The organism is Micromonospora sp. NPDC048986 (assembly GCF_040649335.1).
GTDB classification, from domain to species: Bacteria; Actinomycetota; Actinomycetes; order Mycobacteriales; family Micromonosporaceae; genus Micromonospora; species Micromonospora alfalfae.
The window spans coordinates 372,298-386,808 of record NZ_JBEZFJ010000005.1 but is presented as its reverse complement, the minus strand read 5'-3'; the positions used below and the strand labels follow the sequence as shown (position 1 = coordinate 386,808).

General features: G+C 71.7%; 16 protein-coding genes. 4 read left to right on the top strand and 12 right to left on the bottom strand.

Annotated features, from left to right (window positions below; translation table 11 throughout):
* Positions 1-528: 528 nt before the first annotated feature.
* From AB0B94_RS14035 to AB0B94_RS14025, 3 genes are all read right to left on the bottom strand, one after another.
* The gene (locus AB0B94_RS14035; RefSeq protein ID WP_357276719.1) at positions 529-1,173 is read right to left on the bottom strand and encodes a response regulator transcription factor; all 645 of its coding nucleotides are present in this window, start codon (positions 1,171-1,173) and stop codon (positions 529-531) included.
* Complete coding sequence (locus AB0B94_RS14030) at positions 1,164-2,342, bottom strand: histidine kinase (protein ID WP_357276713.1); 1,179 nt, start codon at positions 2,340-2,342, stop codon at positions 1,164-1,166. Before AB0B94_RS14030 ends, AB0B94_RS14035 begins: the two co-directional genes overlap by 10 nt.
* Before the next feature lie 101 nt (positions 2,343-2,443).
* Positions 2,444-3,226, bottom strand: coding sequence for a DedA family protein (locus AB0B94_RS14025; protein ID WP_357276708.1), 783 nt, complete (start codon positions 3,224-3,226; stop codon positions 2,444-2,446).
* On the opposite strand from AB0B94_RS14025, the gene AB0B94_RS14020 reads away from it, so the two are divergent.
* Together AB0B94_RS14020 and AB0B94_RS14015 are read left to right on the top strand one after the other, a co-directional pair.
* The gene (locus AB0B94_RS14020) at positions 3,225-4,007 is read left to right on the top strand and encodes a carbon-nitrogen hydrolase family protein (RefSeq protein WP_357276703.1); all 783 of its coding nucleotides are present in this window, start codon (positions 3,225-3,227) and stop codon (positions 4,005-4,007) included. The genes AB0B94_RS14025 and AB0B94_RS14020 overlap by 2 nt on opposite strands.
* 126 nt (positions 4,008-4,133) lie before the next feature.
* Positions 4,134-4,634 (top strand): DinB family protein, encoded by a 501-nt coding sequence (locus tag AB0B94_RS14015; RefSeq protein WP_357276700.1) that lies wholly within the window; start codon positions 4,134-4,136, stop codon positions 4,632-4,634.
* A 43-nt stretch (positions 4,635-4,677) separates the two neighbouring features.
* Here AB0B94_RS14015 and AB0B94_RS14010 read toward each other — a convergent pair whose 3' ends face one another.
* The 6 genes from AB0B94_RS14010 to AB0B94_RS13985 form a co-directional block, all read right to left on the bottom strand.
* Complete coding sequence (locus AB0B94_RS14010; protein WP_357276695.1) at positions 4,678-5,319, bottom strand: histidine phosphatase family protein; 642 nt, start codon at positions 5,317-5,319, stop codon at positions 4,678-4,680.
* Between the two features lie 33 nt (positions 5,320-5,352).
* A complete protein-coding gene (locus AB0B94_RS14005; protein WP_357276689.1) occupies positions 5,353-6,816 on the bottom strand; it encodes a serine/threonine-protein kinase in 1,464 nt (487 codons plus the stop codon).
* Positions 6,817-6,914: 98 nt separating this feature from the next.
* Positions 6,915-7,118, bottom strand: a complete 204-nt coding sequence (locus tag AB0B94_RS14000; RefSeq protein ID WP_238668377.1) for a hypothetical protein — start codon at positions 7,116-7,118, stop codon at positions 6,915-6,917.
* Between the two features lie 2 nt (positions 7,119-7,120).
* Entirely contained in the window at positions 7,121-8,164 is a 1,044-nt protein-coding gene (locus tag AB0B94_RS13995; RefSeq protein WP_357276680.1) for a LacI family DNA-binding transcriptional regulator, read from the bottom strand.
* Positions 8,165-8,299: 135 nt separating this feature from the next.
* On the bottom strand, positions 8,300-9,187 hold the full coding sequence (locus AB0B94_RS13990) for a helix-turn-helix transcriptional regulator (protein WP_357276674.1): 888 nt from the start codon (positions 9,185-9,187) through the stop codon (positions 8,300-8,302).
* Between the two features lie 142 nt (positions 9,188-9,329).
* Positions 9,330-9,569, bottom strand: coding sequence for a DUF397 domain-containing protein (locus AB0B94_RS13985; RefSeq protein WP_357276669.1), 240 nt, complete (start codon positions 9,567-9,569; stop codon positions 9,330-9,332).
* Positions 9,570-9,833: 264 nt separating this feature from the next.
* Here AB0B94_RS13985 and AB0B94_RS13980 point away from each other — a divergent pair, with 264 nt between their 5' ends.
* Positions 9,834-10,484 carry a GGDEF domain-containing protein gene (locus tag AB0B94_RS13980; RefSeq protein ID WP_091407349.1) on the top strand — a complete coding sequence of 217 codons (651 nt, stop codon included), beginning with the start codon at positions 9,834-9,836 and terminating at the stop codon, positions 10,482-10,484.
* Positions 10,485-10,489: 5 nt separating this feature from the next.
* Here the strand turns inward: AB0B94_RS13980 and rox are convergent, their stop codons facing one another.
* Both rox and AB0B94_RS13970 read right to left on the bottom strand, forming a co-directional pair.
* On the bottom strand, positions 10,490-11,917 hold the full coding sequence (gene rox, locus AB0B94_RS13975) for a rifampin monooxygenase (protein ID WP_357276661.1): 1,428 nt from the start codon (positions 11,915-11,917) through the stop codon (positions 10,490-10,492).
* A 178-nt stretch (positions 11,918-12,095) separates the two neighbouring features.
* On the bottom strand, positions 12,096-13,106 hold the full coding sequence (locus tag AB0B94_RS13970) for a phosphotransferase (protein ID WP_357276656.1): 1,011 nt from the start codon (positions 13,104-13,106) through the stop codon (positions 12,096-12,098).
* A gap of 124 nt (positions 13,107-13,230) precedes the next feature.
* On the opposite strand from AB0B94_RS13970, the gene AB0B94_RS13965 reads away from it, so the two are divergent.
* Positions 13,231-13,875, top strand: a complete 645-nt coding sequence (locus tag AB0B94_RS13965) for an NAD(P)H-dependent oxidoreductase (protein WP_357276651.1) — start codon at positions 13,231-13,233, stop codon at positions 13,873-13,875.
* 98 nt (positions 13,876-13,973) lie between these two features.
* Here AB0B94_RS13965 and AB0B94_RS13960 read toward each other — a convergent pair whose 3' ends face one another.
* Positions 13,974-14,465, bottom strand: a complete 492-nt coding sequence (locus AB0B94_RS13960) for a type II toxin-antitoxin system PemK/MazF family toxin (protein ID WP_030336385.1) — start codon at positions 14,463-14,465, stop codon at positions 13,974-13,976.
* Positions 14,466-14,511 lie beyond the last annotated feature (46 nt).

The following is a 14,511-nucleotide window of genomic DNA, read 5'->3' as shown; positions in this document are numbered from 1 at the left end:
CGGCGCTGCACATACAAAGGGGGAAAAGTCTGGGGTGACGCTGTCGGCGACCTGGCGAGCGAGGGCTCGTGGCGCCGGGACCCTGTGTAACGACCGGGGGGCCGGGGTCATTCCGGGGTTGGCCCACCCGTCGGCACCCTCATCGAGGCGGTGCCAGGTGGTCGTTCGCGGGACTGCAACGACCGGGCGTTGGCCGGCATTCCAACCTGCCCGACCTGCCCCGAGGGGGCGGGCGGCGGGCCGGTGCTGCTGCGATCGTCAGGGTATGTAACGACCCCGCCCCGGCCATGATTCCGGCTCATGGGTGGGCCCGGTCACCACCCACAAGACCCTAACCACGGACAAAACGCCCACACGGCGCCCGATCTGCGGCGTCAATCCGCCCCGCACCCGCCGTGATCCACTCGGGTTCACGGAAGTCGGGGCATCCCGGACGCCCGGACACCCCGACATCATGAAACCCGAGTCGGTCAAGCCGACCGGCCCGGTTTCGCACCCCCGAAGGGCGCGGCCGGTCATGGTCCCCGGTCAGGTGCCCAGGTAGCGCAGTATTGCGAGGATTCGTCGGCTGTAGCCCGTTGTGTGTGCGAGGTCGAGTTTGTCGAAGATGGCGTTCACATGCTTCTCGACCGCGCTCTGCGATACGTGCAGCCGCTGGGCGATGGCGAGGTTCGTGTGCCCCTGGGCCATCTCGTGCAACACGTCGCGTTCCCGCGGCGTGAGCCGACCGAACGGGTCGGGCCGGTCCGAGCCGGCCACCACCTGACGGACCACTTCCGGGTCGAGGGCGGTGCCTCCGGCGGCGACCCGGTCGAGTGCGTCGAGGAAGTCGTCCACCTGGGCGACCCGGTCCTTGAGCAGGTAGCCGACCCCCTCGGGACGGTCCGCGAGCAGCCGCCCGGCATAACGCCGCTCCACGTACTGGGAGAGTACGAAGACGCCGGTGTCGGGCCACCGACGACGGATCTCCAGGGCGGCCCGTAGCCCGTCATCGGTGTGGTTGGGTGGCATCCGGACGTCGGTGACAACCACGTCGGGACGGGATCGTTCGACCGCCTCGACAAGCTGGTCTGCGGTCGCTACCGCCGCGAGCACGTCGTGGCCCTCGTCGGCGAGCAGCCGTGTCAGGCCCTCCCGGAGCAGCGTCGAGTCTTCGGCGAGGACTAGTCGCACGGCAACTCCGCCAGCACGGTCGTCGGACCGCCGGCCGGGCTGGTCACCAGCAGCCGGCCGTCCAGCGCGGCGACCCGTCGCGCGAGCCCGGACAACCCGCGTCCGGCCGGTTCCGCCCCGCCGACGCCATCGTCGTGTACGCGCATCCGGATCCACCCATCCCGTACTCCGATCTCGACCGTGACCAGGGTAGCGGCGGCGTGTTTCGCGGCGTTGGTGAGCGCCTCGCAGGCCACGAAGTACAACACCGTCTCGACCTGCCGCTCGGGGCGGACGGGCAGCGCGCAGCGGATCCGCACCGGCACCTCGGATCCGCGGGCGACGATGGCCAGGACCTCGCCCAGATCGCTGTCGTCCAGTGCTGACGGGTAGACCCGCCACGCCACCTCGCGTAACTCTTCGATGGCCCGCTGCACGTCCTCGTGTGCCTGGGCGAGTAGTGCATGTGTGCGGTCGGCGTCGCGGGCGCGTCGGGCCCGGCCGAGCAGCATGCCGAGGGCGACCAGCCGCTGTTGGAGGCCGTCATGCAGATCGCGTTCGATGCGCTGCCGCTCGGCGTCGACAGCGGCGATGACCCCGGCCCGACTGGTGGTCAGCTCGTGGACCCGCCGGGTCAGCTCTGCCCGACTTCCCGGCCCGAGCAGTCGTCGCGCCAGCCGGATGTCCAGCACGGCGATGCTGGCAACGGCCTGAACGTTGAGCAGTAACAGCACCGCCCCGACGGCGGTCTGGGACAGGGCGTCGAGCACCGTCAGCTCTGCGCGCACCGCCGCGTTCAGCACGATCCCGGCCAGCACCACGCCGACGCCGAGCACGGCGTACGCCAGCAGGCCGAGCGTGCCGGGTAACAGTCGGGCGGCCAAATAGCCGAGCTGGCGGCGGGTCGCCACGGTGTTCGGCGCGGGCAGATTCTCCGCGGCGAGCAGCCCGGCGAGCCGGCGAAGTTCCATCCGTACCAGCCGCTCCCCGTACCCGCTGCTCAGGCCGGCGACCCGACGGCCGGCCGCAGGCGCTACCGCGCGCACGCCGTATGCGACGGCCGCGACGGCGAGGAAGGCGAGCTCGACGGCGGCCGTCGCGATGCCGACGGCGACGCCGAGCGGCAGCCGGAGCCGGAGCCACCACCTGCCGGTTCGCCGCTCCTCCACCATCTCACTGCCCTTCCGCACCACGCCTGTCCCCCTTTGCTCTGCTTCACTCGACGCACCAGAAAGGGGACCCAGGTGGCGCGTGGGGTGAAGCGGAGCAAAGGAAACCAGAGAGGGACTGGCTAGTGCTCGTCCGCGGCCCACGATCCGCTTCGGTAGAGGGTGCCGCGGCCACCCGGGTCGGGCATCGCGTCCAGCGCGCTCTGCTCGGGTTCGGTCGGCTCCGGGTTCCGCGCGGCGCGACGGGCCTTCAACACGCGGGACCCAACGAACCAGGCGGCTGCCGCCACGCAGACCACGATCACCACTTTCTGGAGCGTGCCGACGTAGCCCTCGACGAGGTGCCAGTTGTCGCCCAGCAGGTAACCGGCGAGCACGAAGGTGGTGTTCCAGATCAGGCTGCCCAGCGTGGTGTAGAGCAGGAACGTGGTCACCGGCATCCGCTCCACGCCCGCCGGGATGGAGATCAGGCTCCGGAAGATCGGGATCATCCGGCCGAAGAAGACCGCCTTCACGCCATGCCGCAGGAACCACGCCTCGGTCCGGTCCACGTCGCTGAGCTTGACCAGTGGGAGCCGGGAAACGATGGCGCGCATCCGGTCGCGCCCCAGGGCCGCGCCGATCAGGTAGAGGGCGAGCGCGCCCAACACCGAACCCAGCGTGGTCCAGAAGATCGCGCCGACCAGACTCATCCGTCCCTGCGCGGCGACGAACCCGGCCAGCGGCAGGATCACCTCACTGGGAATCGGCGGGAAGAGATTCTCCAACGCCACTGCCAGGCCGGCACCCGGCCCGCCGAGTCGTTCCACCAGGTCAGTGACGTAGCCGACGATCCCGTCCTGTGGTGGCTCCGCTGCGGCGGCGGGGGTTCCGGTGGCGAACACGGCGTGGGACGTTCGAATCATGCGCCCACGTTACGAAGTCATCCTGAGAGCCGACCATGAGGCCGACCGCCCGAGCGCGCGGGTCGACCACACCGGTGGGGGTGCGGAACCCCGCACCCCGCTTCGGCTCGCGGTGGCGCAGCCGCCGTGCGTACCCCTGGACGTCGCGGCAAACGCGCTGGCGCACGCCGCAGCGGTCCGCAGGGCGCGCGCCCGGGTGGTGGTCTTTCCGGAGCTGTCGCTGACCGGGTACGAGTTGGACGCGCCGGTCGTGTCGGTCGGCGACCCGCGGTTGGCGCCGCTGGTCGAGGCGTGCGCCGAGACGAACACGGTGGCCCTGGCCGGTGCGCCGGTCGCGGGTGAGCACATCGCGACGCTGGCGGTGACCGGCGGCGGTGCGACGGTGGCGTACCGGAAGACATGGCTGGGGGACGCGGAGGCCCGCCGGTTCCGGCCCGGCGACGCGCCGGTCGTGCTCGATGTGGACGGTTGGCGGCTGGGGCTGGCGATCTGCAAGGACACCGGTGTGGCGGAGCACGCGGACCGCACGGCCGCGCTCGGGATCGACGTGTACGCGGCGGGCGTCCTGGAGGCCGCCCACGACGCCGCGGTGGTGGACCAGCGGGCGCACCGGGTCGCCACCGCGCACCGGGTCTGGGTGGCGGTGGCGAGCTTCGCCGGGTCGACCGGCGGTGGCTACACCGAGGCGGCGGGGCTCTCGGGCGTCTGGACGCCACACGGCGAGGTGTACGCCCGCGCGGGCACCGAACCGGGCGAGTCGGTCAGCGTCAGCATCTGTTGACTGGGCTGTCGACACGCCAGGCCCCTGTTCGCGCTCCACCCGCTGTCGGAGTTGGCCGCGGAGGCGGCGCCGGACTGGCTGGGTGTGCTGTTTGCACGGCGGCGGTGACCTTGAAATGCTTCGGCAATGACCTCCTTTCCTCCGACCTTCGCCGATGATGTCGTCGGCCAGTCAGCCCAGACGCAGTTCGAGGCGTTCATCGACGAGCACCGCAGGGCGCTCAACGGCTACCTGGACGGGCTGACCGAGGAGCAGGCGCGCCGGTCGTTGGTGCCGTCCCGGACGACGCTGCTGGGTCTGGTGAAGCACGCCGCGTTCGTGGAGAAGGTCTGGTTCGACGAAGCCGTCACGTGTCGGCCCCGGACCGAGATCGGCATCCCGGCCACGCCGGACGAGTCGTTCATCCTCGACGACGGCGACACGATCGCCTCGATTCAGCGCGCGCACCGAGAGGCGTGCGAGGCCTCCCGCCGCGCCACGTCCACCCTGGGCCTCGACGACCTGCTTCGCGGCAACCGGCGCGGTCCGCTGCCGCTGCGCTGGGTCTACCTGCACGTGCTGCGCGAGTTCGCCCAGCACTGCGGGCACGCCGAGATCCTGCGCGAGCAGATCCTGGCCGCCGACTAGCGCCGCCGAAGGCCCGAGCCGGTCGGACGTCGCGTGGGCTGGATCAGCCTCTGACCCACCCGCCGGTGTCGGCGAAGCGGCGTAGCGTCCAGCGGGCCGGCGGCCAACCGCCCGGGTCGTGGTCGGTGGTCCATTCGGTGATCGAGGCCGGGGGCACGTCCAGGTCGAACGCCCGGAATACCGGCTGCGCGCCGAGCGCGTGGAAGGCGCCCTCGACGGTCTCGCTGTGGCCGACCAGGACCACTGTGGAGCCCCGGTGCCGGTGGGCGATCTCCATGATCGCGCGGCTGACGCGGACCACCAGTTCCGCCCAGCTCTCGTTGCCCTCCTCGAACGGTCGGAACACGCCGCCACCGGCCACCGCGTGGTCGGTACGGAAGAGGGCGGTCGGCAGGCCGTCGGCGTACGGGGGTGTGTGCCAGGTGCAGAGACCGCAGTCGGCCACGGGCCGGACGCCGAACGCTGCGCCGATCGGTTGCGCGGTCTCGACGGCCCTGCGCAGGACGGACGAGTAGACCGCCACCGGACCGTCGGGGGCGACCTCGCCGGTGAGCCGGTTGGCCAGGTCGTGTGCCTGCTCGTGGCCGAGGGCGGTGAGGCCCCGACAGCCACGTGGCCCACCGACGATTCCTTCGAGCTGGTGGACCGACTCGCCGTGTCGCACGAAGATCAGACGTGTCCGCATCGGGACATCATGCCAGCGGTATCGACCGGGGTATCAGTCGTCCGTACGGCTGGTGGAGAAGCTGCCGGCCCGGGCGAGCAGAGCGTCCAGTTTCGCGCCCGTCTGCGCTGGTAGACGGTTGCGCCGCACCAGCTCGGCGATGTGCTCCCGTAGGTCGGCGGTGCGCTCGGCGCGATCCCTGTTGCGACGGTTGAGGTCGGCGAGGTCGTCACGCAGGTCTTCCGCGGTCTTCGGGTCGACGTCACCGCGGGCGACAGCGGTGGCGAGGACGGCGGCGAACTCGCTGCTCACCTCCCGGAAGCTGACCGGTAGCTGCTGCCCGACGGTCGGGGGCGCGGTGCTGGCGGCGGGGGGTGGTGGTGGTGAGGACGGTGCGGCAGGTGTCGGCGAGTGTGTGGTGGGCGCCGGGGCCGGGGCGGAGGTCGACGGCGCGGCGGCGATCTCGGCCGGGTCGGGTGTGCCCGGGTTGCCCAGCGGATTCTGCGCGAGCAGGACGCCGACGCCGATCACCACGGCGAGCACGGCCGCGACGAGCGCGGCGAGTGGGCGACGCGACCGGCGGCGGGCCGGTGCGGTGGTTGCCGGGGCGGGTCGGGCCAGCACTGACCTGTCGATCAGGGTGGGCGGGTGGGCGGCCGGCCGGATGCGCAGCAGCTCGGTGGGCGGCTCGACCGGCTGACCGGCGCCGAAGCGGCGGGCCAGGTGGGCGGCGCTCGGCCGGTCGGCCGGGTTGGCGGCCAGGCAGGCGACGGTCAGCTCGGCGATGTCGGCGGGGAGGCCGGGCACCCGCAGCGGCGGCACCGGGGTGCCCCGCCGGTGCACCTCCAGCGCGTCCTCCCAGCTCTGCACGGGCAGTGGCGCCCGCCCGGTGAGGGTGCGGTAGAGCAGTGCGCCGAGGGCGTACACGTCGCTCGCCGGGTCGGGCGGGCCGGCGGTCAGCCGTTCCGGGGCGAAGTAGGCGGGGGTGCCCATCAGCGGTTCGCCGGACTGGCTGTCGAGGCCGCCGAGCGCGGCGATGCCGAAGTCGAGCACCTTGGCGCCGGTGTCGGTGAGCATGACGTTGCCGGGCTTGACGTCGCGGTGCACGACGCCGATGCGGTGTGCGGCGGCAAGCGCGGCGGCGATCTGCCCGGCCACCCGGACCGCCTCCGGCCAGGGCAGCGGCCCGGTCCGCAGCCGGTCGGCCAGGTTGTGACCGTCGACCAGCTCCATCACCAGGTACGGGACCACGACGCCGCCGGCCAGGCTCGCCTCGGCGTAGTCGTACACCTGGGTCACGTGTGGGTGGGTCAACCGAGCGGCGGCGCGGGCCTCGCGTTGGATGGTGGCCCGCAGCTGTGGGTCGGTGGCGAACTGCCCGGCCAGCACCTTGATCGCTACCGGCCGCCCGAGCACCTCGTCGTCGCCTCGCCACACCTCGGACATGCCGCCGAGACCGATCCGCTCGTGCAGTACGTAGCGGTCGTGGAGGCGGAGAGTGGGCGTGAGCGGCGACATGGCTTCACCAGTCTGCCTGGTAACACCGCCTCCGACCACTCTGCGTGTCCGGCCCCACACTGTTCGTCCCGTCCGTGCCGGAATGGGATTGGTGCGGGTCAGGAGCAGCGCGGGGTGCCGGGCAGCGGTCGCGGTTGGATGCGGTCGGCGAGCCGGCGCAGGGCGAGGGCGGTGGCCTGCCGGGTCGGGGCGAGCAGGGCCCGGCGGGGGTGCTCGACCTGGACCGGAGCGTCCGGTCGGGCCGAGTTGACGTGCCGGCTCATGGCGTCGAGCGCGGTGATGTATCCGGTGGGAAGTTCCATGGTCAACTCCTTGGTACAGGTCCGGTGGAAGCCCGGACGACGAGTGCGGTGGGCAGCAGCACGTGACCGGCCGCGGCGTCCGCGGGCGGGTCGAGCAGCAGTTCGGCGGCGATCCGGCCCTTCTCCTCTGCCGGTTGCCGGACGGTGGTGAGGCCGGCCGCGGCGGCCTCGGGGACGTCGTCGAAGCCGGTCACCGAGACGGCGGGACGATCATGGGCCGGCCGTGCGGCCAGGGCGTCCAGCACACCGAGCGCGAGGACGTCGGAGCAGGCCAGGACGGCGGTCGGCGGTGCGGGTCTGTCGAACAGCCCGGCGATGGCTGCGGCTGCCGCCGGGCGGCTGTTGCCGGGGACGTTGACCACCGTCAGCTCCGCCCAGCCCACGCCGACCTCGGCGAAGGCCTCGGCGAACCCGCTGAGCCGACCTCGGGTGGTCGGATGCGGCACCTGGTCGACCCCGGCCAGCGTGAGCGGGCCGGCCGGCGCGTCGGGCAGCACGGAGTCGGCGAGCAGCGCCACCCGACGGTGCCCGAGCCCGGCGACGTGCGCGGCGACGCCGCGTGCGGCGGCCCGCTCGTCGATGCCGACGAACCGTTCGTCGGCGCCGGCGTCGTCGCGGGCGGCCGTGCTGACGAACGGCAGCCCGCGTTGGCGGATCACGTCCAGCGCCCACTCCTCGTCGGCGACGCAGTAGACACAGAACCCGTCGACGGCGGCGTTCTCCACCGCCTGTCGGGCGTCGGTCACCGCCGGGGGTAGCGGCACCAGCAGCATGCTGGTGCCGTGCCGCTCGGCCGCGGCGCCGACACCGGCGAGGAAGCGGACCGCGAACGGGTCGGTGAAGGCGTACGACAGTTGCGAGGTGAACAGCACCCCGATCGACCCGACGAAACCTCGGCGCAGGGAGCGCGCCGTGGGGTTGGGGCCGGGGTAGCCGAGTTGCCGGGCGGCGTCCAGGATCCGCTCGCGCAGGGTGGCGGAGAGCTGGTCGGGGCGGCTGTAGGCGTTGGACACGGTGCTGCGCGAGACGCCGACGGCGTCGGCCACGGCTTGCAGTGTTGGCTTCACCGGCACCCTTCTGTATCGATCCAGTCTGTATCGATACAGAGACTAGCCCGACCGGTTGGCGCCGGTCAATACGTGAGCTGAGAGTCCCGCCTGCGGGGGCCTGCGACCGAGGGGTCAGGCGGGGTAGGTGTCGTCCAACAGGCGGCCGAGGATCTCCGCCGTACGCTCGGGCGGCTCGGCCTCGACGCAGAGCCGCTCCATGGCCACCGCGTAATAATCCAGATCGTCGCGCTTGTCCAGATAGATGGCGCTGGTGAGCTGTTCGATGTAGACGATGTCCGGAAGCTCCTGGTCGCCGAAGCGCAGGATGGTGAACGCGCCCCCGGCGGCGGCGTGGCCACCAGCGGCGAACGGGATGACCTGCAACCGGATGTGGGGTGATTTGGTCGCCTCGATGAGCGCGGTGAGCTGGCCGCGCATGACCTCGGCGCCACCGATGGGCCGGCGCAGGGCCGCCTCGTCCACCACGGCCCAGAGCTGCGGCGGGTTCTGCCGCTGGAGCAACTGCTGACGCTGCATCCGCAGCGCGACACGCCTGTCGATCTCGGCCGGATCTGCCGCGCCGTGCCCGAGCAGCACGACCGCCCGGGCGTACTCCCGGGTCTGCAGGAGGCCGGGCACGAACTGCACCTCGTAGCTGCGGATCAGCGCGGCGGCGGCCTCCAGGCCCAGGTACGACTGGAACCAGGACGGCAACACGTCGCCGTAGCGGTGCCACCAGCCGGGGCTGTTCGCGTCCCGCGCGAGTTTGAGCAGCGCGTCACGCTCGTGGTCCTCGGTGACGCCGTAGAGGGTCAACAGGTCGGCGACGTCGCGCTCCTTGAAGCCGACCCGGCCGAGCTCCATTCGACTGATCTTGGATTCGGAGGAGCGGATCTCCCAGCCGGCCCCCTCCCGGGTCACCCCGCTGGACTCCCGGAGACGGCGCAGTTGGGCACCGAGCAGCATCCGCAGCACTGTCGGCCCGGTTGTCGGGCCACCCTCGGCGGGAACCATCGTCACGTGCGGACCTCCGGACACCGACCCACGACGGCCGGGCGCCCCGGCCCGGCCGACGTGTAAGCATGCCATGGACCGACAGTGAGGTGAACTCCTCCGCGCCGGTGAATCGGTCCCGTCGCCGGGACGATCCACCACCGGCCGGTCAGTTGATCAGATTGTCGAAATCTCCGTCTCGCGCACCGAGAACGAAGGCGGCGATCTCATCCACCGTGTAGATCAGCGCCGGTCCTTCCGGGTGTCGTGAGTTGCGGACCGCGATGCCCGCTCCCTCGGGCAGTTCGGCCAGTTCGACGCAGTTGCCGCTGGGGTTGCTGCGGCGACTCTTCTGCCAGCTCAGCGGAGGCAACTGGTGGATCGGTACGCCATTGGGTGGCTGCTGCATGGGGGCGTCTTTCTGTTACGAGCCCGCCGGTGGCCGTGGGAGGAGCGGTGACGGCGAGGGGGTGCGGTATCGACATTGGACGGTTCTGCACGTGCATCTGCTATTGCATCTGCATCCGACGGCGAGCATGATAACGCACATGATCGGTGCCCATCCGTTCACTTTGAGTTACCCCCGCACGGGCAACGATCAGGCAAAACTGGGCTCGGCGCGGCGTGCCGCGTCAACCGAAGGCTGGAGGCGGTCGCGGCGATGGGAGGGTTCGTGCCGGATCCGATGAGTGTCGCCTCCGGCGTCTGCGCGGCGGGCGCGCTGCTCTCCTCCTGGCAACTACGCCGACGAGCCGTGCGCGCCGAGGCCGAGATCGGTCACCTCCAGGCAGAGCTGGCCGCCGAACGGCACGCCGCCAGTCACGACCCGCTCACCGGGCTGCCCAATCGACGCGCCTTCTACCGCCTGGCGGCCGCCCTGCTCACGGACGCCGCCGGCCAGCCGCTGATCGCCGTGGTGCTCGATCTGGACGACTTCAAGCAGATCAACGACCGTTACGGGCACGCCGCCGGCGACCAGGTGCTGATCAGTGTCGCCGAACGGCTCGCCGGCTTCGCCGGGGACAACCTCGTGGCGCGCCTCGGCGGCGACGAGTTCGCCGGGCTGCTCTCCAGCCCCACGGTCGACCGGCGCTGGATCGAGCACTCGACCCGCCGGCTCAGCGAGACCGTCGCCGCGCCGATCCGGCTCAGCGGGTGCAGCGTCCGGGTCACCGCGTCCGTCGGGCTCGCCCCGGTGACCGGCCCGGCCCAGCTCACCGACGCGCTCAGCCGCGCCGACGCGGCCATGTACCAGGCGAAGAGCCTGGGCGGCGCCCGATCGCCGCGCCAACTTGTCGACAGCGCGTTCCTCGGCGAGCGCTGACCGTTTCAGCTGGCCGGCGCGCCGAACCACCTGGCCAGCTGGCCGAGCAGGTCGCTCTGGTCGTCGCCCACCCACGCCACGTGACCGTCCGGCCGTAGCAGCACGGCGGGCACCTCCAACTCCTCACTGACGTCGACGACGTGGTCGACCCGCTCCGCCCAGCCGGCGACCGAGAGCTGGCCGGTCTGATCGAGCAGCAGGCCGCGGCCGCCGTGCATCAGCTCGTAGAGGCGCCCCCGCGCCAGCCGTACGTCTCGCAGGTGGCGTCCGAGCATGTCGTGGCCCGCGCCGAAGTCGTAGCGGACCCCGATCGCGGTGATCTTCTCGATCAGGTACCTGTTGACGTCCTCGAAGTCCAACAGCTCGGACAACAGTTGGCGCACGGACCGCGGCCCCGGCTCGGGTGAGAGCAGCAGCATCTGTGCCCGGGTGTTGTTCAGCACGTCCGCGGCCACCGGATGCCGTTCGCTGTGGTAGCTGTCCAGCAGCCCCTCCGGCGCCCAGCCGTTGAGCTCGGCGGCCAGTTTCCAGCCGAGGTTGAAGGCGTCCTGGATGCCGAGGTTGAGCCCCTGCCCGCCGGTCGGCGGGTGGATGTGCGCCGCATCGCCGGCCAGCAGCACCCGGCCGACCCGGTAACGCTCGGCCAGCCGGGTGGCGTCGCCGAAGCGGGAGAGCCAGCGCGGTGAGTGGACACCGAAGTCGGTGCCCGCGTACACCCGCAGTTGGTGTTTGAAGTCGTCGATGGTCGGCGGCACCGTGCGGTCCTCGACCACCCCCTCGGCCGGAACGAGGACGCGGTACACCCCGCCCCCGAGGGGTCCGAGACCGAATCGGAGATGCGTCCTGCGGACCTCGGCCACCACGTCGGCCACCGTCTCCGGCGGCACGCCCACCTCCATCTCGCCCAGCAACGTCTCGACGCTGCTGGGCTCGCCGGGAAAGCCGACACCGAGCAGCCCGCGTACGGTGCTGCGACCGCCGTCGCAGCCGACGAGGTAGCGCGAACGCAGTTGCGTCCCATCGGCCAGCCGCACTGTCACCCCGTCGTCGTCCTGGCTCAGCCCGACGAGTTCGCTGCCGCGCCGGATCTCGACGCCGACCTCGTCGGCGTGCTCGCTCAGGAGACGGTCGGTGGTGGTCTGCGGAATGCCGAGGACGTACGCGTGTGCGGTGTCCAGCCCGCCCGGCGACGGCTTCGGAATCGCGGCGAAGAAGCCGCCGACCGGGTGCTGCTGTCCGAGGGCGAGGAACCGCTCCAGCAACCCTCGCTGGTCCAGCACCTCGATGCTGCGTGCGTGCAGGCCGAGCGCGCGGACGTAGCTGGTCGGCTCGGTCTCCTTTTCGAGCACGAGCGCGTGCAGCCCGTGCAGCCGCAACTCACTGGCCAGCATCAAGCCAGTCGGCCCGCCGCCAGCAATGATGACATCGATCATGGAATCTCCCGATTTTCCCAAATTTGGGCGTCGGCAGGAGATTCTGCGGCACCACCCGGGTCTTGCCGCAAGGCCCCCGGTGCGATATATGTTGAAGGTGGCAGAGAGCGGATCCGCTCTTTGCCTTACTTTTTTGTCAGGCGCAGACGACGAGCCGGTCGCCGCTGAGAGCCGCCGGTCACACCTCGCGCAACGCCGCGTGGGCCAGCGTGACCAGACCCACCTCTGAGACCAGCCCGCGCACGATCCGCGCCGCCCGGTCCCGGTCGGCCGCCTCGGCATCGGGGTGCAACGCCTGACGGGTCCAGTCGCTGAGGTCGTCGAGCGCGCGGACCGCGAGGAACCACGCCAGGCGCACCGGGTCGACGTCGGTGGTGCCGTAGCCGGCGAGCACGGCCTGCTGCTGCTCGACACTGATCGGCGCGAAGGCGAGCACCCCGCCGAGGACGAACATGAGGTCGCACTCGGGCGGGGCGAGCACCGCGTCGTCCCAGTCGATCAGCCAGACCTGCCCGTCCGCGCCGAGCAGCAGGTTGCCCAGGTGCGGGTCGCCGTGGCAGACAACCGTCGCGCCGGACCCATCGTGCTGGTAGACGGCGCGGCGCTCGACCTCGCGGGTCAGCACCCCCAGCCGGTCGGCCACCGCGGACCACACCCCTGCCATCTCCGCGACCAGCGGGTCCGCGAGATCGGCCGGGTCCGGGTCGCGCAGCCGTGCGGCCGTCGCGCGGGTCGCTGTCACGATCGACTGGTACGCGGCACCGCCCGCCGGTAGCAGCCGGCTCAGCTCGTCGGTCACCGGCACCTCGTGTACGGCCGCCAGCACCTCGCCGTACGCGCGCCAGTGCGCGCCGGTCATCGGACCGTCGAGCGCCCGCTGGTCGGAGACCCACGGCACCACCGAGAGGCGGCGGCCGTCGTGGTCGATGGACAGCCGTCCGTCGTCGGCGCGCAGCGGCGCGGCGATGCCCGGCACACCCTGCTCGGCCAGGTACGCCGTCACGACCAGGCCGGCCGGGGTGCCGCCACCGCTCAGCTTGACCGCGTACCGACAGCCGTCGGTGGCCTGAGCCAGCCACAGTCGGGCATGCTGGTCAGCGCCGTAGGTGACCCGCTCCATGGTGGACAGATGCAGGCCGAAGCCCGTCCGTACCTGTTCGGCCACCTGCCGCGCGTCGTCCTGCACCATGCGGACACCATGCCAGCGCTCCGGCCACCGACCCAGCGGTTTTGCCGGGTCGCCGGGGTGTTCTGAGACGTCCTATCCGGGTATGGGAAACCGGTACCAGCTACGACCGCCGAGAGGAACCAACGTGGCGAGCATCCGCGCCCTCGTACTCAACTGCACCCTCAAACCGTCGCCCGCGCCGTCGAGCGCCGAGCAGCTCGGTCAGGAAGTGCTCGCCGAGTTGGCCACGCAGGGCGTGGAGGGCGACATGATCCGGGTCGTCGATCACGATGTGCGTTTCGGGGTGTCCACGGACGAGGGCGACGGCGACGGTTGGCCGGCCATCCGCGCCAAGCTGATGGCGGCCCAGGTGCTGATCATCGCCACGCCGATCTGGCTCGGTCAGCCCTCCAGCGTCTGCAAGATGGTCCTCGAACGCCTCGACGCCGAACTCTCCGAGACCGACGCCGAGGGCCGGCTCCGCACCTACGGCAAGGTGGCCGGTGTCGCCGTGGTCGGCAACGAGGACGGCGCCCACCACAGCATCGGCGAGGTGCAGCAGGCACTCAACGAGGTCGGGTTCACCATCGCCGCCGCCGCCGCGACCTACTGGGTCGGCGAGGCGCTGCACACAGTGGACTACCTCGACGCCGGCCCCAAGCCCGACACCACCGGCCGCACCACCAAAGCCTTGGCGCTCAACACCGCACACCTGGCCCGGCTCCTCGCCGACCAGCAGTACCCGCCGCCGGACGCGAAGGGTGCCGGGGTCGGCCCGAGCCGCGAATAGGCCTCACCGCCAGGTGCCCCACTGCCCGGACTGTCCCACCGCTGAGGCAGCCCGGCGCGCGGCTCGCCACCGATCCGCCCCAGCCGCACCCGGCGAGGTCAGCGCCAGCCGTAGCCGGCGCGCAACGCCTGCCCGACCCGGTCGAACCGGGGCCGATCCAACACGGCGCCCTCCCGGCGGATGCTGTCCTCGCGCATGGTGAGCACCCGGTCCAGCCGGACCCAGCTCGGCCGGTTGTCGCGGTCCCACTCCCCCGGCCCGAGCGCGAACCAGTGCCGCTGCCCGTCGCGCTCACTCTGGCTGGACAGCATCAGCCCGAACAGGGTCCGGCTGTGCCGCCCGACCACCAGCACCGGCCGGTCCTTGCCCTGACGGGGGTCGTCCTCGTACGGCACCCACGTCCAGACGATCTCGCCCGGGTCGGCCTGACCGTCGCGCTCCGGAGCGTAGGTCAGCTCCCGACGCTGCAGCGCGCTCACCTGACGGCGGCGGGCCACCTGCGCGGGTGCCGGCCCGGTTCGCCGGGGCGACGGGATCACCGCACCGACCCGGGAGATACGTGCCGCGACATTCCTCAACAGACCAGCCACGGCGGGCAGCCTACCCGCCGCCGGAGCGGGCGGTACGACAGACTGG

What these genes read in the sequence shown, in the direction of transcription:
- AB0B94_RS14020 (WP_357276703.1), top strand. Translation starts at nt 3,225, where the DNA reads ATGCGCCCACGTTACGAAGTCATCCTGAGAGCCGACCATGAGGCCGAC.
- AB0B94_RS14025 (WP_357276708.1), bottom strand. Translation starts at nt 3,226, where the DNA reads ATGATTCGAACGTCCCACGCCGTGTTCGCCACCGGAACCCCCGCCGCC.
- AB0B94_RS14015 (WP_357276700.1), top strand. Translation starts at nt 4,134, where the DNA reads ATGACCTCCTTTCCTCCGACCTTCGCCGATGATGTCGTCGGCCAGTCA.
- AB0B94_RS14010 (WP_357276695.1), bottom strand. Translation starts at nt 5,319, where the DNA reads ATGCGGACACGTCTGATCTTCGTGCGACACGGCGAGTCGGTCCACCAG.
- AB0B94_RS14005 (WP_357276689.1), bottom strand. Translation starts at nt 6,816, where the DNA reads ATGTCGCCGCTCACGCCCACTCTCCGCCTCCACGACCGCTACGTACTG.
- AB0B94_RS14000 (WP_238668377.1), bottom strand. Translation starts at nt 7,118, where the DNA reads ATGGAACTTCCCACCGGATACATCACCGCGCTCGACGCCATGAGCCGG.
- AB0B94_RS13985 (WP_357276669.1), bottom strand. Translation starts at nt 9,569, where the DNA reads ATGCAGCAGCCACCCAATGGCGTACCGATCCACCAGTTGCCTCCGCTG.
- rox (WP_357276661.1), bottom strand. Translation starts at nt 11,917, where the DNA reads ATGATCGATGTCATCATTGCTGGCGGCGGGCCGACTGGCTTGATGCTG.
- AB0B94_RS13970 (WP_357276656.1), bottom strand. Translation starts at nt 13,106, where the DNA reads ATGGTGCAGGACGACGCGCGGCAGGTGGCCGAACAGGTACGGACGGGC.